The 24798-nt window shown below is 43.4% G+C and carries 22 protein-coding genes; 13 read left to right on the top strand and 9 right to left on the bottom strand.

The window, feature by feature from the left end; translation table 11 throughout:
* The first annotated feature begins 11 nt into the window (after positions 1-11).
* The 9 genes from acpP (at position 12) to MDMS009_RS01590 (ending at position 6807) form a co-directional block, all read left to right on the top strand.
* Positions 12-203 carry an acyl carrier protein gene (gene acpP / locus MDMS009_RS01630; protein ID WP_043887733.1) on the top strand — a complete coding sequence of 64 codons (192 nt, stop codon included), beginning with the start codon at positions 12-14 and terminating at the stop codon, positions 201-203.
* Between the two features lie 95 nt (positions 204-298).
* On the top strand, positions 299-1540 hold the full coding sequence (fabF, locus tag MDMS009_RS01625) for a beta-ketoacyl-ACP synthase II (RefSeq protein WP_008289924.1): 1242 nt from the start codon (positions 299-301) through the stop codon (positions 1538-1540).
* Positions 1541-1556: 16 nt separating this feature from the next.
* Positions 1557-2381, top strand: coding sequence for an aminodeoxychorismate lyase (gene pabC, locus MDMS009_RS01620; RefSeq protein ID WP_008289968.1), 825 nt, complete (start codon positions 1557-1559; stop codon positions 2379-2381).
* 1 nt (position 2382) lies between these two features.
* Positions 2383-3393 carry an endolytic transglycosylase MltG gene (gene mltG / locus MDMS009_RS01615; RefSeq protein ID WP_043887731.1) on the top strand — a complete coding sequence of 337 codons (1011 nt, stop codon included), beginning with the start codon at positions 2383-2385 and terminating at the stop codon, positions 3391-3393.
* The gene (gene tmk / locus MDMS009_RS01610; RefSeq protein WP_008289985.1) at positions 3393-4013 is read left to right on the top strand and encodes a dTMP kinase; all 621 of its coding nucleotides are present in this window, start codon (positions 3393-3395) and stop codon (positions 4011-4013) included. The genes mltG and tmk overlap by 1 nt, the downstream gene beginning before the upstream one ends.
* Before the next feature lie 3 nt (positions 4014-4016).
* Positions 4017-4997, top strand: a complete 981-nt coding sequence (holB, locus tag MDMS009_RS01605) for a DNA polymerase III subunit delta' (protein ID WP_043887730.1) — start codon at positions 4017-4019, stop codon at positions 4995-4997.
* A gap of 5 nt (positions 4998-5002) precedes the next feature.
* Positions 5003-5356, top strand: a complete 354-nt coding sequence (locus tag MDMS009_RS01600) for a PilZ domain-containing protein (protein ID WP_008289900.1) — start codon at positions 5003-5005, stop codon at positions 5354-5356.
* 43 nt (positions 5357-5399) lie between these two features.
* On the top strand, positions 5400-6170 hold the full coding sequence (locus MDMS009_RS01595; protein ID WP_043887728.1) for a TatD family hydrolase: 771 nt from the start codon (positions 5400-5402) through the stop codon (positions 6168-6170).
* A 4-nt stretch (positions 6171-6174) separates the two neighbouring features.
* Positions 6175-6807, top strand: a complete 633-nt coding sequence (locus MDMS009_RS01590; protein ID WP_043887727.1) for a GDSL-type esterase/lipase family protein — start codon at positions 6175-6177, stop codon at positions 6805-6807.
* Here the strand turns inward: MDMS009_RS01590 and MDMS009_RS01585 are convergent.
* The 3 genes from MDMS009_RS01585 to MDMS009_RS01575 are packed head-to-tail and all read right to left on the bottom strand — an operon-like array spanning position 6804 to position 13816.
* A complete protein-coding gene (locus MDMS009_RS01585; protein ID WP_008289983.1) occupies positions 6804-7757 on the bottom strand; it encodes a GGDEF domain-containing response regulator in 954 nt (317 codons plus the stop codon). The two genes, MDMS009_RS01590 and MDMS009_RS01585, sit on opposite strands and share 4 nt — an antisense overlap.
* A 45-nt stretch (positions 7758-7802) precedes the next feature.
* The gene (locus MDMS009_RS01580; protein WP_008290093.1) at positions 7803-11336 is read right to left on the bottom strand and encodes an ATP-binding protein; all 3534 of its coding nucleotides are present in this window, start codon (positions 11334-11336) and stop codon (positions 7803-7805) included.
* Positions 11333-13816 (bottom strand): EAL domain-containing protein, encoded by a 2484-nt coding sequence (locus tag MDMS009_RS01575; RefSeq protein ID WP_043887725.1) that lies wholly within the window; start codon positions 13814-13816, stop codon positions 11333-11335. Before MDMS009_RS01575 ends, MDMS009_RS01580 begins: the two co-directional genes overlap by 4 nt.
* A gap of 156 nt (positions 13817-13972) precedes the next feature.
* Here MDMS009_RS01575 and MDMS009_RS01570 point away from each other — a divergent pair, with 156 nt between their 5' ends.
* Positions 13973-14338: a hypothetical protein gene (locus tag MDMS009_RS01570; RefSeq protein ID WP_008290062.1), complete on the top strand. Its 366-nt coding sequence runs from the start codon at positions 13973-13975 to the stop codon at positions 14336-14338.
* Positions 14339-14342: 4 nt separating this feature from the next.
* Here the strand turns inward: MDMS009_RS01570 and MDMS009_RS15715 are convergent, their stop codons facing one another.
* From MDMS009_RS15715 to MDMS009_RS01555, 3 genes are all read right to left on the bottom strand, one after another.
* Positions 14343-16415, bottom strand: a complete 2073-nt coding sequence (locus MDMS009_RS15715) for an ATP-binding protein (RefSeq protein ID WP_008290034.1) — start codon at positions 16413-16415, stop codon at positions 14343-14345.
* Positions 16416-16429: 14 nt separating this feature from the next.
* Complete coding sequence (locus MDMS009_RS01560; protein ID WP_008290048.1) at positions 16430-17161, bottom strand: outer membrane protein OmpK; 732 nt, start codon at positions 17159-17161, stop codon at positions 16430-16432.
* Positions 17162-17236: 75 nt separating this feature from the next.
* Complete coding sequence (locus MDMS009_RS01555) at positions 17237-17599, bottom strand: sirohydrochlorin chelatase (protein WP_008289964.1); 363 nt, start codon at positions 17597-17599, stop codon at positions 17237-17239.
* Between the two features lie 123 nt (positions 17600-17722).
* On the opposite strand from MDMS009_RS01555, the gene MDMS009_RS01550 reads away from it, so the two are divergent.
* Positions 17723-18022, top strand: coding sequence for a hypothetical protein (locus tag MDMS009_RS01550; protein WP_052298136.1), 300 nt, complete (start codon positions 17723-17725; stop codon positions 18020-18022).
* Positions 18023-18025: 3 nt separating this feature from the next.
* Here MDMS009_RS01550 and MDMS009_RS01545 read toward each other — a convergent pair whose 3' ends face one another.
* From MDMS009_RS01545 to dacB, 3 genes are all read right to left on the bottom strand, one after another.
* Positions 18026-18403: a hypothetical protein gene (locus tag MDMS009_RS01545; protein WP_008289843.1), complete on the bottom strand. Its 378-nt coding sequence runs from the start codon at positions 18401-18403 to the stop codon at positions 18026-18028.
* A 149-nt stretch (positions 18404-18552) separates the two neighbouring features.
* On the bottom strand, positions 18553-20211 hold the full coding sequence (ettA, locus tag MDMS009_RS01540; protein ID WP_043887723.1) for an energy-dependent translational throttle protein EttA: 1659 nt from the start codon (positions 20209-20211) through the stop codon (positions 18553-18555).
* A gap of 90 nt (positions 20212-20301) precedes the next feature.
* Entirely contained in the window at positions 20302-21699 is a 1398-nt protein-coding gene (gene dacB / locus MDMS009_RS01535; RefSeq protein ID WP_008290085.1) for a D-alanyl-D-alanine carboxypeptidase/D-alanyl-D-alanine endopeptidase, read from the bottom strand.
* Positions 21700-22017: 318 nt separating this feature from the next.
* On the opposite strand from dacB, the gene MDMS009_RS01530 reads away from it, so the two are divergent.
* A complete protein-coding gene (locus tag MDMS009_RS01530) occupies positions 22018-22479 on the top strand; it encodes a hypothetical protein (RefSeq protein ID WP_008289913.1) in 462 nt (153 codons plus the stop codon).
* A 178-nt stretch (positions 22480-22657) separates the two neighbouring features.
* The gene (locus MDMS009_RS01525; RefSeq protein ID WP_008289935.1) at positions 22658-24754 is read left to right on the top strand and encodes a putative bifunctional diguanylate cyclase/phosphodiesterase; all 2097 of its coding nucleotides are present in this window, start codon (positions 22658-22660) and stop codon (positions 24752-24754) included.
* The last annotated feature ends 44 nt before the right edge of the window (positions 24755-24798 follow it).

Genomic DNA, 24798 nt, shown 5'->3' with positions numbered 1-24798 from the left:
GTTGTTGACAACTGGGCGTTAACGCAGATGAAGTAACTGCAGATGCTTCATTCATCGACGACCTGGGCGCCGACTCTCTGGACACAGTAGAATTGGTTATGGCTTTAGAAGAAGCCTTCGAATGTGAAATCCCAGACGAAGAAGCTGAGAAAATCACTACGGTTAAAGAAGCTGTCTCTTATATTAACGCTAACCAGTCTTAATATAGCGACAAGCTTGAAGATAGCCGTCTAGTGTGTGTAAGCATGCTAGGCGGCTATGTTGTGTATAGTCCTGCAGGTTTTAAGGGGAAATCCTGATGTCTAGAAGACGTGTTGTCATCACAGGCCTTGGTGCAGTAACACCAGTTGGTTTATCTGTAAAAGAAAGCTGGGAAAATATTGTTGCCGGTAATAGTGGTGTTGCACCACTCACATTATTTGATACGACTGAATTCAGTGTAAAGTTCGGTGCCAGCGTAAAAAACTTTGATGTGACATCTGTCATCCCTAAAAAAGATGCTAAAAAAATGGATACGTTTATCCATTATGGCGTAGCCGCTGCTAAAGAAGCGATTGAAGACTCAGGTCTTGAAGTTACTGACGACAATGCAGAACGCATTGGTGTCGCTATCGGTTCGGGCATTGGTGGCTTACCAGGCATTGAATCGGGTTACGATAACTACCTCAGTGGTGGTCCTCGTAAAATTTCACCTTTCTTCGTGCCTAGTAATATTATCAACATGATCTCGGGCAATCTGTCGATTATGTATGGCATGAAAGGCCCCAACACAGCCATTGTTACTGCATGCTCTACAGGCACACACTGTATTTCTGCAGCTGGACGTATGATTCAGTATGGCGAAGCAGACGTGATGATTGCCGGTGGCGCTGAAATGGCTACATCTAAAACGGGATTAGGTGGTTTTGCTGCTGCGCGTGCCTTATCAACACGTAATGATGATCCTGTTGCAGCCAGTCGTCCTTGGGATAAAGACCGTGATGGTTTTGTTTTGGGTGATGGTGCTGGTGTCGTTGTTCTGGAAGAATATGAACATGCGGTTAAACGTGGTGCAACGATTTATGCTGAGTTGATTGGCTCAGGCATGAGTAGTGATGCATATCATATGACCATGCCGTCAAAAGGCGGTGAGGGTGCCGCACGTTGCATGAAAAATGCGATGAAAGATGCTGGCATTAATGCTGATGAAATCGATTACATCAATGCACACGGTACCTCAACACCAGCCGGTGATGTTGCCGAAACCATGGCGATTAAAGATGCGATGGGCAGTGCAGCGACTGAGGTCGCCGTTAGCTCTACCAAATCGATGATTGGTCACCTATTAGGCGCCGCAGGTGGTGTGGAAGCTGTTTTCAGTATTCTCGCTATTCGAGATCAAGTAGCACCGCCAACAATCAATCTGGACGCCCCTGATGGAGGCTGTGATTTAGATTACGTTCCTCATACGGCACGCCAGATGCCAATCAATGTCGCCATGTCGAACTCATTCGGCTTTGGTGGAACGAATGGCACTGTTATTTTCAAAAAATTAAACTAATTCCCGGAGATTACCGGTGATTCTGATTAACGGCCAACCGGAAAACAGAATCCCTGTTTCAGACCGTGGCCTGCAATATGGCGACGGTCTGTTTGAAACACTGGCATTCCGTAACGGTGAACTAGAGCTCTTAGAGCAACACATAATGCGTTTACAGCGTGGCTGCAAACGTATCAACCTCTCTTTTCAGCACGTTGATAGTCTTAGAGCTGAGCTTGCCATGTTGTGCGCACAAACTGCTGAAGACAGTGTGATTAAAATCATACTGACTCGTGGTTCCGGCGGTCGTGGCTATAAAGCACCGCTTGAGAATGAAGCTATTCGAATCATCTCCTCACATTCTATGCCCGAATACCCGGAAGCTAATCAGTCTGGTGTGACTGTGCGTCTCTGTGAGCAGCGTTTAGGCCTTAACCCGACGCTGGCTGGTCTCAAACACCTTAATCGGCTTGAGCAAGTGCTGGCACGTAGTGAATGGGACGATAGAACCATTAGTGAAGGTCTCATGCTTAATATCAATGAGAATCTGATTGAAGGCACGATGAGCAATCTGTTTATCGTAAAAAATCAACAACTGCTAACACCCGCGTTAACACAAGCCGGCATCGCTGGAATTATGCGCAGCAAAGTCATGGAAATAGCAGATAGTATGTCCATAGCCTGTCATGAGAAAGCGCTAACTGTTAATGATCTGCTTGATGCCGATGAAGTCTTTTTAACTAACAGTATTATCAAACTATGGCCTGTAAAAACACTGTTACACAACGATACAAACACGCATTGGCAGCATGGTGCTTTGACGCAACAAATACAAAATGCCCTGAAAGATCTTGCTCATTAATATGAAAAAAACACTGTTGTTAAAGGCCTTATTGCCAGCGCTCATTGTGGCGCTACTACTAAGCTATGTATTGCTGCAATATCAGCGTTTTATGCAAAGCCCGCTTACACTCGAACAAGCTCAGACATATGTTGTCAGTTCGGGTAGCAATCTTAAATCGATCAGCAGGGATCTAACTCAGCAAGGTCTGACTGACTTGCCATCATGGTATTTACAGCTTTATGGCAGAGCTACGGCACAAGCGCATAAAATAAAGGCGGGGGAATACCGTGTAGAGCCGGGGACAACCTTGCCAAAGCTATTGGCTCAATTTGTATCCGGTAAAGTGCTGATGAATGCTTTCACGATTGTCGAAGGTATGACAGCAAAGGAATTATTACTCGCCATTACCACGCATTCTAAAATTGAAACGACAATTGAACCTGTGACAGTAGAAGCGCTTATGACTGCCTTAGGTGAGCCAGATAAAAAAGGCGAAGGCTGGTTTTTACCGGAAACCTACCACTTCCCAACCGGCATGACAGATGTGGCGTTTCTCAATCGTGCCTATCAACAAATGCAACAGGCGCTAGCTCAAGCCTGGGAAAATCGTGATAAAGACCTGCCATATCAATCGCCCTATGAAGCGTTAATTATGGCCTCCATTATTGAAAAAGAAACTGCTGTTGCAGATGAAAGACCACATATTGCAGGCGTTTTTGTTCGCAGGTTGAATAAAGGGATGCGATTGCAAACAGATCCTACCGTGATTTATGGTCTCGGAGAGCAATTCGATGGTAACCTGCGAAGAAAAGATTTACGCAGTGATACGCCTTTTAATACCTATACGCGGGCTGGGTTACCACCAACACCTATCTGTCTGCCAAGTATTGAGTCGATCGAGGCGGCATTACATCCTGCGAGTGGCAAAACCTTATATTTTGTGGCGACAGGTGAAGACGGCCGCCATGTCTTTTCATCAAACTTGAGAGATCACAATAATGCCGTCAGGCGTTATCAGTTGAAGCGATAATGAACGGAAAATTCATCAGCATTGAAGGGATCGAAGGCGCGGGTAAATCTACCCAGATGCGCTTTATTCAATCTTTTCTGGAACATCAGGGTAAGACGGTCGTTGTAACACGTGAGCCTGGTGGTACAGTTCTGGGTGAACAAATCAGGGAATTATTGCTCACGCCCAGAGATGAAGGCATGAGTCATGATGCTGAGCTGTTATTAATGTTTGCTGCGCGTGCGGAACATCTTGAGCAAGTGATTAAACCTGCTTTATCGCGAGGTGACTGGGTATTGTCTGATCGCTTTGTCGACGCCACCTTTGCTTATCAAGGTGGTGGGCGAGGTATCGATATTAAGCGTATTGAGTCGATCTCTGACTGGACCCTACAAGCCATACACACCGATTTGACCTTATTATTTGATTTGCCGGTTGCGGTGGGGCAGGAACGGGTTATTAAACGTAGCCAAGATAAAGATCGCTTCGAGCAAGAAAAGGGCGTTTTTTTCGAGAAAATTCGCCAATGCTACCTCCAGCGTGCTGATCACGAACCAGACCGTATTAAAAAGATTGATGCCGGTCAGACCATAGAAAATATTCAACATCAAGTGACCACAGCGTTGATGGCGCTTCTCTAAACTATGACGACGCTTAGTTATCCATGGCACGCATCCGCTTGGCAGTATGTTACTCAGTTGCATCAAGCGCAACGTATGCCACATGCGATATTGCTCAGCGGTATTCAAGGGCTGGGTAAACGTGCCTTTGCCGATACGTTGATTGCTAGTCTCTTATGTCAGCAACAAACTGATCAATTTGAAGCCTGTGGTCATTGTCACAGCTGTCAATTGCTTGCCGCCGGCAGTCACTCTGATCACACCCTGATTACACCTGAAGATATTGGTAAACAGATTAAAGTCGACCAGATACGTGAGTTAAAAGCGAGTCAGACCTTAATGCCAAAAGTATCGCATGGCAAAACAGTGTTGATAACGCATGCGGATCAGATGAATCTCAGCGCTTACAACAGCCTGCTAAAATTACTCGAAGAGCCGCAGCCAAATTCTGTGCTGATATTGATTTCTGAAAATAGTCAGCAACTACCCATTACAATAAAAAGTCGCTGTCAGAAGATTGTCATCGCAACTCCAAATGAGGAAGAGTCGTTGGATTGGCTAGAGCAGCAAGCGCCTCACCATGATAGAAAGACGTGGCAGTCGTTATTGAAATTAGCGCATGGCGCACCGTTACACGCCCTGGATAATGAAGAACATAGCCTGATTCAAAGCCAGACCATTATCAAAGATATTGCTGTACTAATGAAAGGTCAGGCGAATCCGGTGCAGATGGCAGCGAACTGGCAACAATTTGATTTGAAGTCGGTGATGTATCAAATACAAAGCATGATGCAAGCTAAAATCGAATCACTGTTGTTAGCTGACAATCCAGCCTCAATAACGCTTATCAAGCAATACTGGGCGATTTCAGATTGCATCAAACACACAATAAAGTTAATATCATCTCAAAATAATTTAAACAAGATATTGTTACTAGAGGACTTTATGGTGACGATCATGCAACATGCAGATCACATCCGCCTCATTCAAGGCTCAAACAGGTAAGTTTTATGGCTATGAATCCACGCAAAGGTATTTTGTCGTTAAAAATTACCGATCAAAATATGCTTTATCATTCATACATGCCGTTTCTTCAGAACGGTGGCTTATTTATTCCTACAAATAAGGTCTATCAGATAGGCGAAGAAGTGTTCATTCTATTGACCTTGATGGATGAGGCTGAAAAACTCCCCGTCGCTGGTAATATCGTCTGGATAACGCCACGAGGAGCACAAGGCAATCAAGCAGCTGGAATTGGCGTCCATTTCAGTGATATTGATGGCGGTGCCTCCATTGTTCGTGGCAAAATTGAAAATTACCTGGTGGACAAGCTAAAGTCGGATAAAGCCACCTACACTATGTAACGTCTGGCGTTACTCACTCACAAAAATCAAGCAACACATATTTATGTATATCGACTCCCATTGTCATTTGAACATGCTGGCCGATGAGCCGGGTGGTATTGACGCTATGGTGGCAGAAGCTACCGATAACGGCATTCAGCACATACTTTGCATTGCTATTGATAAAAAAAGCTGTGCCGAAGTGAAAGCGATTGCCGATACTTTTCCGCAGGTCACTGCCAGTGTGGGAATACATCCCAATGTTGAGCAGGAAGAGCAATTCACAGTCGAACAGCTTATTGCCGAAGCCTCACACCCAAAAGTCATTGCGATTGGTGAAACGGGTCTGGATTATTTCCGTAGTGAAGGGGATTTAGAGTGGCAGCGCGAACGTTTCAGGGTTCATATTGAAGCTGCTAAACAAACCCAAAAGCCATTAATCATTCACACCCGTGAAGCTCGTCAAGACACGATGGCTATTCTTGAAAAAGAAAACGCCGAAAAGGCGGGCGGCATCATTCATTGTTTCACTGAAAACTGGGAAACCGCACAACGTGCGCTGGACATTGGCTTCTATATTTCTTTGTCAGGCATCGTCACCTTTAAAAGTGCTAAAGAATTGCAAGACGTGGCTAAAAAACTGCCTCTAGATCGGATTCTTATCGAGACCGACTCACCGTATCTTGCTCCCGTTCCTCATCGCGGCAAAACTAACAAACCGGTGTTTGTAAAACACGTTGCTCAGTTTTTAGCAGAACTACGTGGCGATACAGTTGAAAATATAGCCGCTACCACCACGGCTAATTTCCAACGTTTATTTCCGACTACTACTTGATAATATGCTGAGACAATCAGGCTTTATAAGCTACTGCTTTACGCTGATACTGATTGTCAGTATGACTGCTTGCAGTGAGTCTGATACAGCTAAGCTTCAGGCATTATCTCAGGATGCAGTTATTCTGGCATTTGGTGATAGCCTGACCTACGGCACCGGTGCTAATTTTGATACTGAAAGCTATCCTGCTGTGTTATCTCAGCTATCAGGTCGGCAGGTTATTAATGCAGGTATACCTGGTGAAATCAGCCGTGAAGGGCTTCTCCGTCTTGATGAGCTATTAACGCTTCACCAACCTGATTTGGTTGTGCTCTGCCATGGTGGTAATGACCTTATCCGTAAACTTGATACTGAATTGCTTAAGCAAAATCTTATTGCGATGATAGAGAAAGTAAGAGGAAGTGGTGCGGAGGTGGTGATGCTTTCTGTGCCTAAACCGGGGATTTTTCTCAAGCCATCACCAGTGTATAAAGAAGTTTCCAGTGCATCACAGGTGTTGCTGGAAAACGACGTTATCGCAGATATTGAGTCTGAAGCACACCTGAAGTCAGATCCCATTCATCCGAATGCAGCAGGGTATAAACTACTGGCTGAAGCCGTACATAATTTACTGCTCAGACATGGTGCCTTGAATTAGTCAGTAATGCTACCAGGCTCTGTCATCTTTGATTCATCCAGATCAGCGCTGATAATGACTTTATTGCGTCCTGCTGATTTTGCTTCGTATAAGGCCTCATCCGCTTTCTGAACCAGACTTTTCAGTATCATGTCAGTACGTGGTATGACCACGTGAACGCCGAAACTGGCTGTAATATTGATAGTTTGATTAGCATGACGTATTTGTGTCGTGCTGACAGTCTCTCTGACCCGTTCAAACAGATCCGATGCCTCATCCTTGTTATTGATTTCAGCGATCAGCATAAACTCTTCACCTCCGTACCGACAGACGATATCGTACGGTCTCATTGTTTGACGAAGGACTCTGGAAAACACACGTAATACTTCATCGCCTGTTTGGTGGCCAAATGCATCATTAATTTTTTTGAAGTGATCGATATCGACCATCGCGATGCTGACGTTTTGCTCCTTTCTAATCGCACGATCCATTTCCACCTGAAAGCTGGCGTTGCCTGCCCGGCGATTAAGAACACCTGTTAATTCGTCATAATATGCGAGTTTTTCCAGAACAAGGTTGGTTTGCCGTAATTTTTCCTGAATACCTAAGATGCGTTGTGCAACTGCAAATTTTGCATTAAGAAAGCGGCCGTCAATGGGTTTAACAATATAATCGTCAGCGCCATAGGACAATGCTTTTATAACATCCTCGTCGTCACTATTGGATGAAATGATAATAACGTAAGGCTGATTCTCTGCAACCGTTTCCCTGACTAAGGTCGTCACTTCGACGCCACTGAGTCCAGGCATGTTCCAGTCCATAAATATCAATTCTGGTGGGTGGTCAGATTGAATAACTTCCAGTGCTTTGAATCCGGAATCAGCCTCATATATTTCACAGTCATGCTTTTTTAGTACCCCCTCCAGGGTCATCCGAATAGTGGGGTCATCATCGACGATTAAAACGCGCATAACTTACAAGCTAACCTTTTGTTGTTGTTTTTGAAGAAATATACGCTAAAGCGATGTGCCATAACTAACAGAGTTATGCAATTTATAGTCGGCTATAGCATTGAGCATTCGGTTTACTTCTTGATTTATTATATCAAAGGCCGCGACAGATGCCTTTTTTTGCTCTTCATGTGCCGCTGTTTCCAGTGTTCTGGCAGCATCTAAAACCTGCTTAGCCCCAATTGCAGAGGCACTACCTTTGAGTTTATGTGCTGAACGTCTGAGTTGTTCAAAATCTAAGGTATGAAGTTGTTGGGCTATTTCCTCTATTAATTCAGGGGTCTGCTGCTCAAACATTTCTAACATACTGAGAAACAAATCTTCATTGGATAATAAACGTACAAGAGACGCCTCACGATCCCAGAAGACAGGTTCCGATGATGAAGCTGTGGGTGGGGCTATTTGTTCGCGTGTTTCTGGTGTAGCCGTCTCAATCGTTTGGCGTTGCGCTTTTGGCCTTGCGTCTAACCAGAGGCTGGTTTTCGATTCTAAATCTTCTGCTGATAGGGGTTTTGTCAGGTAATCATTCATTCCAGCATTGAGACATTCTTCACGGTCACCCGTCATCGCACCGGCTGTCATCGCAATGATTGGGATCTTTTTATAATGCGTTCCTGCATCACCATGACGAATCGCTTCAGTAGCCTGAAACCCATCCATTACAGGCATCTGGCAATCCATCAAAACTAAATTGATAAAAGGAGTTTCTTGAAGCGCCTTAATAGCATTAGCACCATTTGAGGCAACAGTTATTTCCACACCAAAATGCTCGAGAATGCCGGCTGCAACGCGTTGATTAATCTCATTATCATCAACAATCAAAATATGTGCACCTTCAAAGCTTGTCGAGCCGTCAAATGACTGTTGTTTCGTCTTATTGGATGTATGACTGATAGGCGTTATTGGCTCTTGCGTTATTTCCGATAAAGCTGTCGCCAACTGCATCGGCAGAATGGGACGATAAATAACGTGATAGGAAAGAGGGGGCGGCGATGCTTCCAGACTGTGTCTTTGTTTAAAGCTTAAAGTAAAGATAAACTGTTCGTGAAGACCCTGTAGCGATAACTGCTCAATTTGTTGCATCACGCTAGTATCATCAACGCCGTTTTCCCCTAACTGGCTGATCACAATATCAACATCTCCGTTTGCTACCTGCTCCGAGAGGATGGTGGTCGCTCCCCAACCAGTCAGTAACTTATTCAACGCGTGTCTTACACTATGACTGCTTTCTGAAATTTGTACCGTATAGTTACTCAGGTTTAATATCTGGTTCAGCCTTAATTGTTCTTTTTCAATCGGTTTTAATGACAAACGAAATGAGAAAGTACTCCCTACATTTTTTTCACTTTCCACATGACATTCACCATTCATTAATGAACACAGATTGCTTACAATTGATAGGCCAAGTCCGGTACCACCATACTTACGTGTCGTTGAGGAATCCTCTTGAGAAAAGGCTTTAAATAATTGATTTAATTTTGCTTTATCTATTCCCACTCCTGTGTCCTGAACACTGACATCAAGTATCACCCGAGCACCGGCAACATCTTCAGTAGTCGCTGCCGAAACAATTATTTCACCTTTATCGGTGAACTTTATCGCGTTAGATATTAAGTTGTTCAGAATTTGTCGTATGCGTAAGTCATCACCGATAACGACAGTGTGTTTGATATCGGCAAGATCTAATACAATTTCCACATTTTTATCCATGGCACGTACAGCCATAGAATTGGCAGCCTGACTGAAGCTGTCAATCAAATTGATAGGAAGCGATTCAATCTCAAGCTTACCCGCTTCGATTTTGGATAAATCAAGAATATCGTTTATCAGCATCAGCAAGGATTTAGCACTCTGTGTAGCCATTTGTAGATAGCTTTCCTGCTTTTCGTTCAGATTTTCGCGTTTAAGCAGGTTATGCATACCTAAAATGCCATTGAGTGGTGTTCTAATCTCATGACTTACATTCGCCACAAAACCGGACTTCATATTACTGGCTTCAATGGCTTCATTTTTGGCTTTTTCAAGTTCTTCCGTTCGAGTCCGAACTTGTTCTTCTAAGGAAGAATTAAGATTCTCGAGTTGTTTTTTGTCCAGAATTTGTTCAGTGATATCTCGAATAATGGTGGAAGCGCCGATAATAGTTTGTTTATCTTTGTGAATCGGAGAAAGAGAGACTGATAAAGCCAATAAATCGCCATTACTAGTATGGTAGTCAATGTCCAGTGTCGCTGTGGACTTACCTGCTAAACAGGCCGCAATATTTTCGGTCAACAGCGCTCGTTCGTCACTGTCGAGAATGTCTTCTAATTGTCTGTCAGTGATATCAAACGGAGGTAATTTTAAAACGTGATATGTGGCCTCGTTCCAGTCTTGAATTTTGCCTTCTGTAGAGAGGGTGAGAATGGCATCTTTTGATCCTTCAATTAAAGCCGAATACAGAGAGTGGGCATAACTCAGGTCAACGTCTTTGATCATGATTTTTCGATAAATGGCGATAATGACAACGCCCACCAACACGATTGAGAGAAGAATAACCGTACTTGCTTGGCGTCGCTGAGCGATGATCTTGTCGACTGTTGTTTCAGGTAGTGAAACAATAAAGTTGATATAACGTTGTTGTTCGTCACCCGTTAAATTGACACGTTTTTCGCTGGCTAACAGTAATTGATTATTGTTGAGTGATCTCAGCCTCAATGACTCACCGTTATCAGCCACAACAGTGAAGTCTTCCTGCCACGATGAGGCATCTTGTTCATGTTCAAACTCGAATGATTTTGCTTTGAGCGGGTGCAAGATATAGTGACCGTCACCATCTATCATGTACAGAGCCATAGCACTTGGGAGCTTCGACTCAAACGTATCCAGTAGAAGCTGTGCGTTGTAATTGATGACAACAACACCAAAGAAATCCTCTCGCACATTATAGATTGGCGTAGCAATACGATAAGTGGGCCAAAGCGGGTAGTCGAGTCTGCCGTGTTCTCTGTTTAAGGTTAAATCTGAAATGTAGATTTCGTCCGCACTAAGCTTTTTAGGCTTTTGGAAGTAGTCGCGACTCCCCTTTGACTGCAGTAGATTGTCAGGAACAACACGCATAGCACCACTGCCATGCTGTCTTTCCACACGCACCAGTTCTTTACCATTATTGTTATTGCCGATGTAACGGATTTGAGCCACTTCAGGGTGACTATTCATAAAGGCGAGAAATATTTTGCCTAAGCGTTCTTGCCACAAGGCCAAACTGGTGTTTTCTTCGGCATCGTAACCGGCATTACTAACTGCACGGCTAATACCAGAAATGGGGGGCGTATTGGCTAAAAAGCGGACATCAGCAGCATTACTTTTCCAGGTTTGACTCAACAGCGTCTGGTTATCACTGGCTTGGGAAGAAAGTGAGCTTTGCAGCTCATCGACTACTTCATTTTTATGTTGGAGCTCAAAATATAAAAACAGCAGCAGCGAGATAGCAGCCAAGCCCAAGCAACTAATAATAAGAAAGCTATTGGCGCGGTTTTTTTTCCAGTCGAAAAGTACTGTCAAGCTTCTAAGCCTTTTTTAGCAGGCTTGTTCAAGTAGTCAAGCAAGGCGTCATGCGGTAGGGGTTTTGCATAATAATATCCTTGACCATATTGGCAGCCTAATTTTAAGAGTGCGTCACGATGAAACTCTGTTTCTATGCCTTCGGCAATGATATCGAGGTTCATGGATTGGCCAAGGTTGATAATAGTTTTAACAATTTCATAATCACGTGGGTTTTCTAGCATGCCACGCACATATGACATATCAAGCTTAAGTTTATCAACCTCAAGTCGTCGCAGGTAAGTCAAATTTGAATAGCCTTTACCAAAATCATCAATGGAAATACTGATTCCTATTTGCTTTAGCTGATGAAACTTTTCAAGCGTATCTTCAAAGTCACGAATAAAGGCTGTTTCGGTCACTTCTAACTCAAGTAACGCAGGTTCAAGACCAGAGGTTTGCATAGACGTTTCAATGGTGTTGACAAGATCATTATGCAAACACTGTACGGCAGAGATGTTGACCGAAACAGGAATTTTATGGCCTTTTTGATTCCACTCATAACAGTCCTGGCAAGCTCTTTCCAATACCAGGTTACCTAACTGGATTATCAGCCCCGTTTCTTCAGCTATCGGGATAAACTCTATCGGCGACACAATCTTGCCTGAATCATCTCTCAATCTGGCTAACGCTTCGACACCGATGACCTGACTGGTAGCTAAATCAACTTTAGGTTGGTAAAACACCTCGAGCTTTTCAGTGTTAATCAGACTTCGTCGCAATAATTCTTCGGTGGAACGTCGTTGCAATAGGGATACTTCAAGTTCTTTCGTGAACACACGATAGACATCACCACCCTCAAATTTAGCGCGATATAAAGCGGCATCAGCCTGTTGCATCACCTGATCTGGTTCATTGCAATAGGCATCGATGACGCTAACGCCGATGCTGACAGAGAGGGAGTAACTAGTGTCTTCGACTCTGAATGGAGTACGAAGCAAATCCAATAAAGCGTGCAGGGTGGTGTCAATGCCATCGTTATCATCAATGTCACGAAATATCACCATAAACTCATCAGCACCCAGTCGGCCGATGCTATTGCCTGGCTCATAGTTTTCGAACAACCGTCGCGCCAATGATTTCAATACAGCATCACCAGTACCGTTTCCATGTGCATCGTTAAATGACTTGAAATAGTCCACGTCAATCACTGCCATCGCCATGCGCATATCTGATGCTTTAACGGCATCGCAGGCTAACTGTAATTTTTCGCGAATAAAGATCCGGTTCGGCACATTGGTCAACTGATCGTAACTGGATGCCTGACTTCGGAGTAAGGAGAGGCTGATTGATTGACTGATGTCATGTATGACGGCGACAGCACCTGACAGCTTGCCATCAACATCACGAAGCGGGGCAGCCGTTTGTTCGATTTGTGATAAACGCCCATCCTTTGAAACCAGCTGGGTATTCAGTGGCATTCGTGTGATTCGGTGTTGGCGTAAACATACCCGTATCGGGTTTTCAGTATTGACCTTAGTTTCAGGGTCACGAAGTTGTACAACTTCCTCTATCGAATGTCCCAATACCTCAGACGTCTTCCAACCCGTGATTAATTCAGCTTTGGGGTTGATAAAGGTGACCAGACCACGTGTATCCGTTGCAATTACGCCTTCATCAACGGAACTGAGAATAATATTTAAATATTCGTTTTGTTGAAACAGGTTTTGCTCAACCTGTTTTTCATGGCTGATATCTACCATGGTCATTAAATAACCATCCGCACGGTCGTTATAAGGTAATTGCGACCAATTAATAATGAAATGGCGTGCATGATCAGGCGTAATATAAAAACAGGTAGACAGGTGATATAAGCCTGTACTATTTGGCAAACACTGTTGCATCTGATCAATAACCGGTTTAGGTAAAATCAGCGAGATATGCTGGCCTAGTAATTCCTGTGAGTTAAAGCCAAACCAACTACCACGATCGTCATTGGTGTAGCGGTTAAACCAATCTTTATCCCAGTATGAAATAAAGTTAGGCACCTGATTCACAAGATGCATTAAATCCTGTTTGGCATTCTTCAGGTGTCTTTGTTGCTTCTGAATTAGCAGGAGGTTTTGAATTCTTAGCTTGCAAACCTCGTAGTTGATGGGCTTGCTGATAAAATCAATGCCGCCGAGGTTGAACGAGGCGATTTCATTTTCCTGATGGCTGTGTGCGGTGACAAATACGACTGCAACATCATTTAGTTCAGGGGTCTTACGAAGCTGTTCGCAAACCTCAAAACCATTCATGTCAGGCATTTGTATGTCTAATATGACAAGATCGGGACGCACCTCGGCTATCAGCTCAAGTGCTTGCTGACCCGACGATGCTGTATGTATATTGCCCAACGTCTTTAATGTTTCTGATAGCTCAAGAACACTAGACGCTTCGTCATCAACTACCAGAATAGTGGGCGGACTTTCTGCTAGTTCGCACTCCTTCGTAAACATCAAGACTCCCTTGCCTGTTGATCCATCGTTGAGGCTTAAACTCTATTCAATCACACTTTGAAAACGAAATCAGCAAACAGTTTCAACTAAAAAATATTTTCAGAACTCGAAATCAACTAAACAGTCAGAGTTTTAACATTGAAAGGAAGTGGAGTTATGAAAACCAATTTTATCGTTACCGTTTTTTTTGCATGTCTCTACCAGAGTGTATCGGCCAATGAATTGGGTTTATTAGAGAAAGATTGCTTTAATGAGTGGCAAACGCGACAGTGGGTGCTGGGGGAGGATAAAACGCCTGCATCTCAGGTTCCCCGCTTTGCTGAGGGCATTAAACAAATCTGTGAAACCCGTGCACGTTTATTTAAAACGAACCCTGACATTTCTCCATATATTCAAGGTCGAATTGCTGAATTAGCCCCCTATATTTTTAGCGGCGACAACAAAGCCTATGAATCACTCATCATGAAGATTGAAGAACGCTCATCCAAACCACAGTTTTCTGGTGCTTATATGCGTGACTGAATTATCACGCCCCCGTTACCTGTTGAATCTTTTGCTTGATTTGGTCAATACCAACCGGTTTGGATAAATAATCATTCATGCCAGCCTGTATGCATTTCTCTTTATGCGTCGAACTAGCATTAGCAGTTAAAGCAACAATCCACGGTTTTTGCGCAGACTCGGCTTGTTCGCGTATTAGTCGTGTTGCTTCAACACCATCCATTTCAGGCATTTCCCAATCCATAAAAATCAAATCATAATGGTGTGTCATTTGCTTATCCAGCGCTTCACGACCGTTATTTGCTGTATCTGCTGTATAGCCGATTTTTTCCAGCATCATCACCATCATGGTTAAATTCATACTGAGATCATCTGCCACCAAAATGTTCAGGTTTTGTTGTACATCTGGCAGCATGACTTGAGCTGTTTGTTGAGCATCAACGGGATTAACAATTTCTAACGGTAAGGTCACGATAAACCGCGAACCTTTATCGACCTTGCTGGTGACAGTGATATGACCACCCATAAGTTCTGCCAAGTTTCTGGATATGGCTAAACCAAGCCCTGTACCGCCATATTTGCGTGTAGTACTCACATCAGCCTGAGAAAAACGTTCAAACAATCGTGCAATTTGGTCGTCACTCATACCGATACCATTGTCACTGACCATAATTTTTAATACCGGCATTTGATCATTTGTATCAGCACTGATGGCGAGTTCTATATTGCCTTGCATACCAGTGAACTTAACGGCATTACTAAGAAGGTTGATCACAATTTGTTTAAGGCGTGTTGAATCGGCTTTAAAAAACACAGTTTTCAGGCTCTGAGAAACACTTAGACGAATATACTGGGATTTCTCTTCAGCCTGGGGAAGGGTGATGTCAATGCAGCTTTGAAACAGCTCAACTAATTTGACGGCATGATAATCCAGTTCAATTTTGTTCGCACTGATTTTAGAAAAATCTAAAATATCGCCAATAATGGCAGACAGATGACTGGTACTAGTATCAATCGCCTTGACCATTTTTATCTGTTCTTCAGTCAAGTGCGTTTCTTTCAATAAGCTTGTCATGCCTACCACGCCGTTTAGTGGTGAACGGATTTCGTGACTCATACTGGCTAGAAATGCATCTTTAGCAATATCGGTTTGTTTGGCTATGCGGTTACGAGACAGCAGCACTTCGGCATAGACCGTTGCCAATGTAAGTAGTAGACCTAATGAAAAGATTGACAGTAACGAGCTGAGAGGAAATGCACTGGTATGCTTCACGGCTAAAAGCCAAGTACCCGCATCAAACTCAATGGTTTGAGTATGTGAATTATTGTCAAACACATTAGCATCACCCCAAAAAACCTCGCCATTTTCGCCTAGACCGTGTCGGCCTTTGAGAGCGAAATTGAACTCGTCCATACTGGGTGACATTAATCCTGCTCTATCGAGCAAGGCTTTAGTTGTAAAAAGTACCGTTGCTAAGCCCCAAAAGTCATCAGGCACTGGCACCTCAGGCGATAAGAGCAACTTTTCTTGTAAACGTGCTGCTGAGGCGTTGGGTGAGGCGGCAGCAAACAATGCTTTACGGGCAATAATCGCTTCACCACCTTGAACGAGCTTTATGGGCCCGGTGATGACTTGATGATAACCATAAATCGCATTAATAATTTGATCGCGGCGACTATCATCTTCAAACAAGTCATAATTTAATGCTTTATTGTTATTCTCATCACCCGTTAAGTATCGAATTATGCCTTGTGGTGCTAATTGCAGGCTTAACACTCCCTCAACCGAGTCATGCAACTCGTTAGCAAAGAGTCTGAAGTGATGTTGAAACTGTTTTTCCTCGTTCGGTTTGCTTAGATCCAGTTCGGCATAGCTATGAAGAAATGCATTTAATGCATCAAGTGTGAAAAGCCGACGATCCAACGAACTTTGTAATGATGCAGCGTATTTAGTTAATGTGTCTTCAGCAGAATTTGAACGTTGTGTGTCAATATCTCTGTATTGCAAAACAGTCAAAATAATGGTTACTAAGCTGCCGATCAGAAACACAAAAATAGCATAGCGATGCTGTTCAATGAATGCTGAAAGATTTTTCACGCTCAATCACTTCGTTAAAATGGAATGAGTATCATAGCCTGAGGAACACGCTCGATGACACCATCAAGGCCGAGTTTGTTATACCAGTATGAATATTCGATACCCGCATAGAGTTGATTATCATGCTGCCAATAGTGACCGATATCCAGTAATAGTTGGGGTTGTGTCAGTAGCGTCGCCTTTTGACCGGTTGCTTTAGCACTTTGCCAATCAAGAAAACCCTTAAATAAAAACAGATGCTTACCTAGGTTAAACTTCATCCCCCAAATCGGTGAGACTTGAATACCGGTTGTTTTTACATTCTCAGACTTGAACGTCATCACATCCAGCTTTAAGTAATCCATCGCTGGTGCTTTAAATTTCACACCGAGTCCTAATAAATAGGCTGTAAATGGATCGTTACGCGGTAAATTGCCCGTATTGATCCCGGCCACAATAGAGATATCATCTAACATCGCAACGGGGAGGTCTTGTTTAGTTACTGATTTCCATGTCAGGCGAGGGTAAAACTCAGCATAAAATTCAGTGCCGACATCTCGACGATTGAAAATATTTGAGAAGAAGTAACTCTCACCATAGCGCCATGAGCTAGCATGTTCTAGCGTGATAGATTCACGTGTTTTAGGCCCTAGCTCGTATTGATTGCCGTGTAGAAACTGAATATTACTGGAACGCCATGATGGCGGTTCTGCCGAAGCTTGTGTGAAAACAAGAAGTAATAGGCCAAAAGCTGTTAGTTTCATCATTCTTCCCTGATTTGCGTCACCTTCTTTAACGGCACGTCAGCACGAATACTGAATATTTTTAACCCGTTACAGCCTTTATGTTGTTGCTGTTTGTAATACCAGATCAGCCATCACCGACGACGCACCTAAATGCTCAGTAACATGGATCCTAATGTCAGGGTATTGTGATTTGATCGCTGTAATGACTTCAGGAATATCCTGTGTGACATGTTTGCCCGAGTTGAGGAAGTAGGGCATAACAATGATCTCCGTGGCGCCAGCTTTAGCGCATTGTTCAATGCCATCGGGTATCAATTTATCCGCGATTTCCAGAAAAGCGGCTTCCACAACATCAAAGTCATGATCGTTTCTTGTCGAAATGGACTGAGCTAACGTTAATACTTCCTGATTGGAAGCATGTCTGCGACTACCGTGTGCCACAATAAGTAAGGCTTTCATGTTTCTCCTATTTATTTATGTATTGTTTTATCGACCATTTCCCATTGCTGAGATTCCCATGCGTGGATATTCAGCGTGTTTTTGCGGTCAGTTGCTATGGCATTTATTATTTGAGGTACAGCTATGATCAAGTCGAGTCTGTTTTTTATCACTTTATTAAGCGTTAGTCATAGTGCGACACTACTAGCAGAAAACAAACAGTGCGAGTTAATCGCCGGTCTTACTGGTGATTATTATGCACAACGACTTGAAGGTAAAACACAGCAGCAACTCGAGTCCGAAACACCCTCAGAATTTGCTAATCTGGACTTTCTCAGAACGATTGATCTGGCTATTAACCTGGCTTTCTCATTCCCACCAGATAAAACAGAAACGGAAGTTGAAGATCTGGTTTTTGCAAGCTGCATTAAAAACCAACAGTAACGGTTAACCTAATATCCCGCGTCGGTGTTTGGCGCAGCAGGTCACTAAATAACGTCCCTGACGGAATTGATTAGCGGTGTCTCCGCAATACATACAGCGTTTCACGGAATCCATTTGCGCCTTTTTGATAATGTCAGCAATGTCTTGATTGCTGTTAATGACATCACAAGAGATCCGCCCCATGTGTTCTTCTATGAAAACGATTCTGGGCAAAAACATCCGTTGACGTTTTTTGAGGTTAATTTGTTGAGCAATATCTTCTATTTGCTCACACATCTCGAAAACCAGATTAAACCAGCCATCCGGAATGGTGATGTTGTGTTCACGACCCAATGCGATAGGGCAACGAAGTTTCAGTCGTGCTGTCTGAGATGCCTTCATAACCACACTCAAAAAAAAGGATGGCACACGCGGTACCATCCAACCTTTAACCAAGATATAGCATGGTGTGTCACTGCTAAATTCAACAGCAACATAATCTAGACCACATGAATCTGATAATTACTGCATCAGAAGACAAAATGACGGTTTTAACTTATTGGTCTGTACTTAATGCGTTCTGGCTGGTGATCTTTACCAAAGCGTTTTTGGTAATCTTCAGCATACTCTGCGTAGTTACCTTCAAAAAATACCACTGAAGAATCACCCTCATAAGCGATGATATGCGTACAGATACGATCCAAGAACCAACGGTCATGCGAAATCACTACGGCAGAGCCGGGGAAGGCTAATAGTGCTTCTTCTAATGCCCGTAAGGTTTCAACGTCAAGATCATTTGTCGGTTCGTCAAGTAGCAACACATTGCCACCAGATTTCAACAGCTTGGCCATATGAAGGCGATTACGTTCACCGCCTGACAAGTCTTTAACAAACTTTTGTTGATCTGATCCTTTAAAGTTAAAGCGGCCACAGTAAGCGCGAGCAGGCGTTTGATAGTTCCCGACGGTAATAATGTCAGCACCATCAGAAATTTCTTCAAATACTGTTCGGCTTCCGTCCAAATCACGTGCTTGATTAACATAAGCCAGCTCAACCGTGCTGCCTAACTCAATCTCACCGGAATCTGGCTGTTCTTCACCTGAAATCATACGAAACAGTGTAGATTTACCCGCACCATTGGCGCCGACAATACCCACGATCCCACCGGCTGGAATGGATAAACTCAAGTTTTCGAACAGTAACTTATCACCGTATGATTTGGTGACGTTATTGAGTTCAATGACTTTATCGCCCAGACGAGGACCAGGTGGAATATAGATTTCCTGGGTTTCATTGCGTTTTTGGAATTCGCGTGAATTCATTTCTTCAAACGACTTCAAACGCGCTTTTGACTTGGCCTGACGACCTTTAGCGCCTTGGCGAACCCATTCCAGCTCTGCCTGAATAGCTTTACGGTGTGAAGCCTCTTCTTTGGCTTCTTGTGCAAGACGCTTCTCTTTTTGTTCCAGCCATGAAGAATAGTTGCCTTCATAGGGAATACCGCGACCGCGATCCAGTTCTAAAATCCAACCAGCTGCATTATCAAGGAAGTAGCGATCATGGGTAATGGCAACGACCGTACCAGGATATTCCTGGAGAAAACGTTCTATCCAAGCGATGGATTCAGCATCAAGATGGTTTGTTGGCTCATCAAGCAACAACATGTCGGGGTGATCCAGTAACAAACGACATAATGCGACACGGCGTCGTTCACCACCGGATAAGACTGAGACAGAGGCGTCCCATGGCGGTAAACGCAGGGCATCAGCAGCGCGTTCCAGAGCATTTTCTAGGTTGTGGCCATCTTTCGCCTGAATCAGGTTTTCTAACTTGGCTTGTTGTTTCGCCAACTCATCAAAGTCAGCATCAGGTTCCGCATAAGCTGCATAAATGGCATCCAGATCAGTCAGTGCTTGTTTGACGTCTGAAACAGCTTCTTCAACCACTTCTCGAACGGTTTTATTGTCATCTAATTGGGGTTCTTGCGGTAGATAGCCAACGTTAATATCCGGCATCGGACGCGCTTCGCCAATATAATCTTGGTCAATACCCGCCATGATGCGAAGCAAAGACGACTTACCGGCGCCGTTAAGACCCAACACACCGATTTTGGCACCGGGGAAGAAGGAGAGGGAGATGTCCTTTAGAATCTCGCGTTTGGGCGGTACAATTTTGCCCACGCGATCCATACTGTATACGTATTGCGCCATGATTGAATTCCACTAAAACTTGAATTGTCAGAAGCGCTGAATTTTACATCTCCAGACTAGGGAATGCGAATCTGTCATTCATCGGGCTATCTAGTTATTGCTGTACAGCGATTGGTAGAGTTTTCGTTCAAATCGACGAATTTCGCGCTTTTCATGGCGGTGAAAATCAGGGTGATGATAATTAGTGACTAATTGCACAAACAGCAGGTCTTTACCCGTCTTGGCAGTTAACACTCCCGCGATGTTGAATGTGCCAAACAACGAGCCCGTTTTGCCTTTTACATTGTTTCTTAATTCATCAGTGCGAAGACTATATCGGTAACGAAGCGTACCGCTTTTTCCCGACACAGCCATCGCCGCCATCAAGTTTAATTCAGGGTGACTGTATACATATTGCAAGATTTGCATAATATGATGCGTAGTCATACGGTTATTGCGAGATAAACCCGAACCATCAGCGAGGACAGCCGCTGAAAAATCAATCCCTGCTTGTTGTTTCAACACCGCTTTTATCGCGGCAACACCATTATCAAAACTCCCTGGTTCGTTAAAATAATGACGGCCGATGGTTTTGAGCAGGTTATCGGCAATTAGATTGTCAGAGTCTTTCACCATTTCATCGATTAAAACCGGTAAAGAGGCTGATTCATGACGGGCAATAACTTTACCTTCGGCTCGGTCATTACGAATAATATTGCCCTGTAATTCAATACCTGCATGCTCAAGTTCACGTCGGATCATTTCTGCGACATAAAGTTCGGTATTTTGAATAGCAAAGCTCAAAAAACGAGGGATTTCATGTCGGCCAATGCAGCCCCCCAGTTTAAATTGATTGGTATTGTCAGCGAGCAATTTGAAGTTGCAGTAACGCTTTTCAAGACCATCCAATAAGTCTAGGTTTTCAATAATATTAATGGGTGCATCACGGGAGATTTCAAACCCCAGCTTTGTACTTTCTTTATCTTTAAAAACCATCTTGGCAACAGCGCAGTTGTCGTCTAATGATATTGAGCTCGCAGGCGCGCTGTAGCAGACTCCGAGGTTATCCCAAGGCCAGCCGTCGGCGCGTTCAAATTCATTAAAGGCACTGCCATTAAGATAGACATTACCTCGAATAACACTTCGATCACGTTTTAACCTAGCGACCAATTGTCGAATGTTATCTCGACGTAAACTGGGATCACCTGAAAACCGAAAAATCACATCCTGATCTTTGGCTTCAATATCAGTAGTAAAAGTAAAGTCCGTGCCTAATTGAAGTGTGGCGGCTAAGGCAGTAACTAATTTTTGCACACTAGCAGGCGGACGTAGGGTGTCGCTGCGATGGTTTAATAAGGTTTTATTGGTGTTTGACTCGACAACCAGAATACTTGCTTCAGACCCTGTCGGTAATAACGGTAGAGACGCATTCATCAGTGTTTGATTAGCATCAGCTATCGCACTGGATGATAGCAGTAGGGAGGATAAAATCAGCAGATATTTCAGCATAAGAAGCATTCGATCTAAAAAAGTAAGTGAAGCACCAAAGTAAAAATTTTTACTCAACACGCCAGAGTCTCTATGTATTAAATAGGAATGTAAAGCGGGTAGATGACACCATTCGATGAATACGAAATGGGATCAAGATCTTATCTTCAATTGTTAAAAATCTCACCCGCTCAGATAGCGAGCACAATGCCGCCAAAGTATTTGATAACAACCTTTCATTAAATCTGCTGCGTTAGCTGTTTTACAAAAACCAGTTGCTTAAACTTTATAAAAGGTGTGAACTCTAACTATGGGTGAAGCAATGGAAGGAGTTACATCTTGCTGGAGCAGAGCATTATTACACTCGCCAGACATCGTCTGAAATGGTTGAAAGTACTGGTTGCAGACAGACAAGCCCCCTCAGTGAAAGTGCAAAATGCCTTTTATGAGCTGACAGGACTGACCAGTTTACGGTTTGTTCAGGATAACGGGCTCTCTGAGAAAATGCGTTATGAGCTGGTATTAATCGATAATCTCGCCATTTTGACCGTGAAGCACTCCCATCCGGATGTTTTACAGTTCTTCTCTAAGGAAACTCAAAACCTCGCGATTTATCTTGATATGCCGGCCAGAGAACTGGTTGACCTTATTTTTAAAGATGGCGCACGTTTTAACAATCAGGAAGCGGTGTCGGTGGCCATCCACCGAGGGCTGGTAGAGAACATCAACGATGAATCTCAAGCGTATGAAAAGTTGAGAAGTATTGAGGATCGGTTAGCGTTAAAACATCAACCAAACTGACAATGTCGTTATTAGTTATCAAGAGAGGCTTGATGCTGAATAGTAAAGATAGAATCAAAAACTAACATCGTTATGTATTGCCGGATGAGTTAATAGATTCGCCTCGATGGTTGATAAACCGTATAGTGTTTACATCTTATAAACAACTCAACCTTATCAGGAAGAAGAGGTTTAAAGAGTGAAAATTTTACTTGTCGATGATGACCGCATTTTACTCTGTGAGCTGAAACATGCCCTGCGTGATCTGGGCGCTGTATTCATGGCCACATCAGGACAAAGCGCTGTAGCTACGGCGCGAGACATTGTTCCTGATCTCATCTTGCTGGATATTGGTTTACCTGATATTGACGGCTTCGATGTGATGAATGAGATCAATCACAACCCCGATCTTCAGACGACTAATGTCATCGTTATCACCTCACACGACACCCCAGAAACGCAGATGAAGTCACTGACTCATGGTGCTACTGACTTTGTTGTAAAGCCTGTTGACCATGCACTACTACAGGTCAAAGTCAAAAACATTCTCTCTCAACGTCAATTGTTTGAAGCGCAGGCTATGTCAAAGCGTGAGAAAGAGTTTACGTCGCTAGAGCTACGTTTCCAAAATATCCTGGCAATGCTGACAGAGGCTGTCGTGATATGTGATACCGATGGCAAGATACAGTTGGTTAATGATTATTGTAATGTCCTGTTTGGCTACAATGATAATGAGCTGATTGGCAGAGATATTAATATCCTGTTACCTGAGAAAGCCAAACAAACGACTCAAGATAAAGCAAACCCCACCTATAGGTTCACCGGCGAACATGCCATGGTCGGTGTCATTGAGGAAGTTGAAGCGATAACAAAAACAGGGGCTGAAGTAACGGTAGAAATTAATCTGATGGATTATTCAGACCATAAAGGCTCGCATTATCTCGCTTTGATTCGTGATCTTTCTGAAAAAAAACGAACCCAGGCTAGATTGTTAAAAGCCGCGCTCTATGATTCGCTTAGTGGCTTGCATTCACGTGAAGCACTAGAGCTTGATACGGAAAAAATGGTCGCGATAGGCACAGAAAAAAGCTTTTTTGCCTGCTTGATAGATATTGACCGCTTCCACCAACTTAATTCAGTGTTTGGCCACAGACGTTGCAACGATTTGATAAGAAGCCTGGCTAAACAGCTTCGGCGCTCACTAAGCGATTTACAAATACGAATTTACCGTATAGGCAGTGATGTGTTTGTAGTAAAGTCAATTAAACCGCTCTCAAACCACCAAATAGAGCGTTACAAAAAGACGCTCGACGTGGCATTTGAACGCTTAATTAGTTCGCTATCAAGTGACTTAAATCATCGTTTGTCGATATCAGCCGTTAGCAGTCTTTTTAATATTGATATATTGAAAAGTGGAGCCTTAGTTTCAATGCTCGAAGGTGCATTGAAACTAAATAAGGCGGAAGGCTATTCGGGACAGATCCGCTTTATTGAGAAATTAAACTATGGCGTTTCCTCGCAGATGGCTGAGTTGTCTCAGTCATTGTTCGATAAAGTCGATGAATCGAAACTCAGCGTTGTGTACCAACCCAAAGTCGCACTGAATGGCAAAGTGACCTCATCGGAAGCTTTGCTAAGGTGGCAGGATGAGTTTTTCAGTCCACTTAATTTGGGTGATTTTATTTATGTGGCCGAAGATACCGGCGCCATCATCGAAGTCGGCTATTTCGTTGTTAAGCAAGTCTGCATGGCTCTTTCCGAGCTGAGTCAAACAGGTCGGGAGATGTGTGTATCAATCAATCTGAGTTTAAGGCAACTTGCTGACAGTCATTTGATTGAAAATATCGTAGCCATTTGTCGCGACTATAACATCGAACCCAACAGAATTACTTTTGAAATCACTGAATCAGTGGTTGCTGAAAACATAGACATGGTCACAACCATTTTATTCATGCTTAAAGAGCAGGGGTTTAGTCTCTCAGTCGATGATTTTGGCACAGGCCATTCCAACTTTAAATATATTCATAAACTGCCAATTGATGAGATTAAAATTGACAAGTCATTTGTCGATGATGTTGTTGATGAAAAAGGCTTTTATCCGATTGTTGAAACGATCATCAGCATGTCAAAAGCGATGGACTTAGATGTCGTAGCAGAAGGCGTTGAACATCAATGCCAAGTCGACTACCTCAATAAAAAAGACTGTGATTTTATCCAAGGGTATTTCTTCTACAAGCCATTGAGTAAAGAAAAGTGGTTAGAAACCTTTTCTCTCGCACAACAGCAGTCACAGTAATCATCCCGGACAGTTTTTCACTGCGTAGTGAGTTTCAATTTCGA

It is taken from the genome of Methylophaga thiooxydans DMS010, assembly GCF_000156355.1.
Taxonomy (GTDB): Bacteria; Pseudomonadota; Gammaproteobacteria; order Nitrosococcales; family Methylophagaceae; genus Methylophaga; species Methylophaga thiooxydans.
Note: the sequence above shows the minus strand (reverse complement) of the source record. Positions and strands in the feature narration are given on the sequence as shown.

What these genes read in the sequence shown, in the direction of transcription:
- MDMS009_RS01555 (WP_008289964.1), bottom strand. Translation starts at nt 17,599, where the DNA reads ATGAAAGCCTTACTTATTGTGGCACACGGTAGTCGCAGACATGCTTCC.
- MDMS009_RS01545 (WP_008289843.1), bottom strand. Translation starts at nt 18,403, where the DNA reads ATGAAGGCATCTCAGACAGCACGACTGAAACTTCGTTGCCCTATCGCA.
- fabF (WP_008289924.1), top strand. Translation starts at nt 299, where the DNA reads ATGTCTAGAAGACGTGTTGTCATCACAGGCCTTGGTGCAGTAACACCA.
- MDMS009_RS01595 (WP_043887728.1), top strand. Translation starts at nt 5,400, where the DNA reads ATGTATATCGACTCCCATTGTCATTTGAACATGCTGGCCGATGAGCCG.
- MDMS009_RS01590 (WP_043887727.1), top strand. Translation starts at nt 6,175, where the DNA reads ATGCTGAGACAATCAGGCTTTATAAGCTACTGCTTTACGCTGATACTG.
- mltG (WP_043887731.1), top strand. Translation starts at nt 2,383, where the DNA reads ATGAAAAAAACACTGTTGTTAAAGGCCTTATTGCCAGCGCTCATTGTG.
- ettA (WP_043887723.1), bottom strand. Translation starts at nt 20,211, where the DNA reads ATGGCGCAATACGTATACAGTATGGATCGCGTGGGCAAAATTGTACCG.
- dacB (WP_008290085.1), bottom strand. Translation starts at nt 21,699, where the DNA reads ATGCTGAAATATCTGCTGATTTTATCCTCCCTACTGCTATCATCCAGT.
- MDMS009_RS01560 (WP_008290048.1), bottom strand. Translation starts at nt 17,161, where the DNA reads ATGATGAAACTAACAGCTTTTGGCCTATTACTTCTTGTTTTCACACAA.
- holB (WP_043887730.1), top strand. Translation starts at nt 4,017, where the DNA reads ATGACGACGCTTAGTTATCCATGGCACGCATCCGCTTGGCAGTATGTT.
- MDMS009_RS01575 (WP_043887725.1), bottom strand. Translation starts at nt 13,816, where the DNA reads ATGTTTACGAAGGAGTGCGAACTAGCAGAAAGTCCGCCCACTATTCTG.
- MDMS009_RS01550 (WP_052298136.1), top strand. Translation starts at nt 17,723, where the DNA reads ATGATCAAGTCGAGTCTGTTTTTTATCACTTTATTAAGCGTTAGTCAT.
- tmk (WP_008289985.1), top strand. Translation starts at nt 3,393, where the DNA reads ATGAACGGAAAATTCATCAGCATTGAAGGGATCGAAGGCGCGGGTAAA.
- MDMS009_RS01585 (WP_008289983.1), bottom strand. Translation starts at nt 7,757, where the DNA reads ATGCGCGTTTTAATCGTCGATGATGACCCCACTATTCGGATGACCCTG.
- MDMS009_RS01600 (WP_008289900.1), top strand. Translation starts at nt 5,003, where the DNA reads ATGGCTATGAATCCACGCAAAGGTATTTTGTCGTTAAAAATTACCGAT.
- MDMS009_RS01570 (WP_008290062.1), top strand. Translation starts at nt 13,973, where the DNA reads ATGAAAACCAATTTTATCGTTACCGTTTTTTTTGCATGTCTCTACCAG.